This window comes from Leisingera sp. F5 (genome assembly GCF_001593695.1).
On sequence record NZ_LUKH01000316.1, the window covers coordinates 1 to 2,920 of the forward strand.

Genomic DNA, 2,920 nt, shown 5'->3' on the forward strand with positions numbered 1-2,920 from the left:
TGGAAGCAGAACGCGGCTATCATCTTGAATTGTGGGAGCCTTCGGCGATGCCAAAGGCGCCTGTCATGGTGGCAGCGGCCAAATGCGTGGTGACCCCGATGGAGGGACGGATCCGGATAGCGGGCATTGTGGAATTCGGCGGGCTGGAGGCCGGGCCGTCGAAAGGCCCGCTGGAATTGCTGCGCAAAAACGCGCGCCGCATCCTGCCCGGTGTCACCTGGAAACACGAGGAGGAATGGCTGGGCTTCCGGCCTGCGCCAGCGGATTCGATCCCGGTGATCGGCGAAGTGCCGGGGCTGTCCGGTGCCTATGTCGGCTTTGGCCACCACCATATCGGCCTGACCGGCGGGCCGAAGACCGGCCGCCTGCTGGCGCAGATGATTTCGGGCCGCACCCCGAACATGGAAATGAGCGCCTATGACCCGGCGCGCTATGCGATTTGAGACCAACCAGTGCCCCCAAAGGGGCCGAGACCAAAACAGGGAGAAGACAATGAAGAAACTGACCAAACTGCTGGCCGCCACCGCGCTGACCGCGGCTGCCGCCCTGCCCGCCGCTGCGGAAACCTGGGACATGCCGATGGCCTATTCGGCTTCCAACTTCCACTCGGCCACCGGGGCGGAGTTTGCCGAGTGCGTGACCACCGGCACCGGCGGCGAAGTGGAGATCAAAACCCACCCGTCGGGTTCGCTGTTCAAAGGCGCCGACATCAAGCGCGCGGTGCAGACAGGCCAGGCCCCCATTGGCGAGCGGCTGCTGTCCGGCCATCAGAACGAAAACGCGCTGTTCGGCTTTGACTCGATCCCGTTCCTGGCGACCTCGTTCGATGACAGCGACAAGCTGTGGAAGGCCGCCAAGCCGGCGCTCGAGAAACTGCTGGCCGAGCAGAACCTGACTCTGCTTTATGCCGTGCCGTGGCCGCCGCAGGGGCTGTATTTCAAGAACGAAGTAAATTCGGTCGCCGAGATGAAGGGCATCAAGTTCCGCTCATACAACAACGCCACTTCACGGCTGGCCGAGCTGACCGGCATGCTGCCGGTGACGATTGAGGCGGCTGAAATCAGCCAGGCCTTTGCCACCGGCGTTGCGGACTCGATGGTGTCTTCCGGCTCCACCGGCTATGACCGCAAGGTCTGGGAAAGCCTGAACTATTTCTACGAAGTGGACGCCTGGCTGCCGCGCAACTATGTGTTTGTGAACACCGAAATCTGGAACGGCACCTCCGAGGCCAGTCAGAACGTGATCCAGGGCTGCGCCAAACTGGCGGAATACGCGGGCAACTGGCGCGCCAAGGAATACACCGGTTTCACCTTGCAAGGCCTGCGTGACGGCGGCATGACCGTCGGCCCGGCATCCGAGCAGATGACCGCCGAGCTGAAGGACATCGGCGTCACCATGACCAGTGAATGGCTGGAAGCGGCGGGCGACGAAGGCAAGGCCATCGTCGACGCATTCCAGGCCGCGCAGTAAGTGGAGCAATGGCGGTGCCGGAAACGGCGCCGCCCCTGCAAAGCACAATGGATTTTTCTTCCTTCAAAGACGCAGAACGCACAGGTTGGAATGCGCGGGCTGGTTTATATGAGAGCCACACCGCCCTGGCCACTTTGCAAATCGCTCCGGCGATGCTGGACGCCTTGCGCCTGCGGCCCGGAATGCGGCTGCTGGATGTTGCCTGCGGCACCGGCAATGTTGCTGCGGCAACCTCGGCGCTTGGCTGCCGGGCATGCGGCATAGACTTTGCGCCCGCAATGATTGCACAGGCAAAGGCCCGTTTTCCGGGTACGGGGTTTTATGAAGGTGACGCTGAGGCTCTGCCCTTTGAAGACGCAAGCTTTGAAGCCGTCAGCAACAACATGGGCCTTTTTCATGTCACCGATACAGCCCGAGCCATGTCCGAAGCCTGCAGAGTACCTGTATCTGGCGGGAGGTTTTCATTCAGCCAATGGGCTGCGCCCCGTGAATCGGACCTCTACCGGATTCTGTTTTCCATCATCGCCAAGACCGCTGACATGAGCCGCGCAGATCCGGCCCCGGATGCCTATGCGCTTTCGGACCCGGAGGCCGCGCAGGGCTTGATGTTTAACGCGGGCTTTGAAGCCATCGAGTTCCGGAGGCTGAACACAGTTCTGCTGGCAAACGGCCGGGATTTCTTTGACTTTTTCCTGAGCTTTGGCGTCCGGGTGCCACTGATCGTGCAAGCGCAGGATCCGGACGTGCAGGATCAACTGCAACAGGAAATCAACGCCGCCATGCAGCCCTACCGGACAACCCAAGGCTATGAGGTGCCGATGCCAAGCCTGCTATTCACAGGACAAAAACCATGCTGATGCTGAGACGCGCCCTGGACGGGCTGTACCTTGCAGCGGGGGTGCTGGCCGCCCTCTGCCTGATTGCCATTCTGGGGTTGATCGTGGTCCAGATGCTGGCCCGCTGGACCGGAGAGGTCTTCCCCGGCGCGCCGGATTTTGCGGGCTATGCGATGGCGGCGGCCTCGTTCCTGGCCTTTGCAAATGCGCTGAACCGGGGCAGCCATATCCGGGTGTCGATCCTGTTGAACGCTGTGCCTGACCGCTTCCGCAGGGTACTGGAAATCTGGTGTTTCGGCATCGGCACTGCGGTGATGTGGTACTTCTGTTATTACGCCTACCGCTTTGTCTACTGGAGCTGGAAGTTCAACGACGTAAGCCAGGGCCAGGACCGCACGCCGCTGTGGATACCGCAAAGCGCCATGCTGTTTGGTGCCGTCGTCCTGGCCATCGCCCTCACCGACCACCTGATCCATGTGATTTTCCGCGGCGACCACCGCATCACCCGGGATCTGGAAGACCAGAGCCACGCGGAGTAAGCCCCATGGAAAATATCTCAGTCATCATTTTGTTTCTCTTCGTGCTGTTCACCCTTCTGGGCAGCGGCGTCTGGG

4 protein-coding genes are annotated in these 2,920 nt (G+C 61.4%); all 4 read left to right on the forward strand.

The genetic code is table 11. The features are described 5' to 3' along the window. The coding region (locus A2I95_RS29475; RefSeq protein WP_291735595.1) for an FAD-binding oxidoreductase at positions 1–443 on the forward strand (443 nt) is incomplete at its 5' end. Between the two features lie 49 nt (positions 444–492). After that, positions 493–1,470, forward strand: coding sequence for a TRAP transporter substrate-binding protein (locus A2I95_RS29480; protein WP_291735596.1), 978 nt, complete (start codon positions 493–495; stop codon positions 1,468–1,470). A gap of 47 nt (positions 1,471–1,517) precedes the next feature. After that, entirely contained in the window at positions 1,518–2,327 is an 810-nt protein-coding gene (locus A2I95_RS29485; RefSeq protein ID WP_291735599.1) for a methyltransferase domain-containing protein, read from the forward strand. Further along, the gene (locus A2I95_RS29490) at positions 2,321–2,845 is read left to right on the forward strand and encodes a TRAP transporter small permease (RefSeq protein ID WP_027259791.1); all 525 of its coding nucleotides are present in this window, start codon (positions 2,321–2,323) and stop codon (positions 2,843–2,845) included. The genes A2I95_RS29485 and A2I95_RS29490 overlap by 7 nt, the downstream gene beginning before the upstream one ends. Positions 2,846–2,920: the final 75 nt, after the last annotated feature.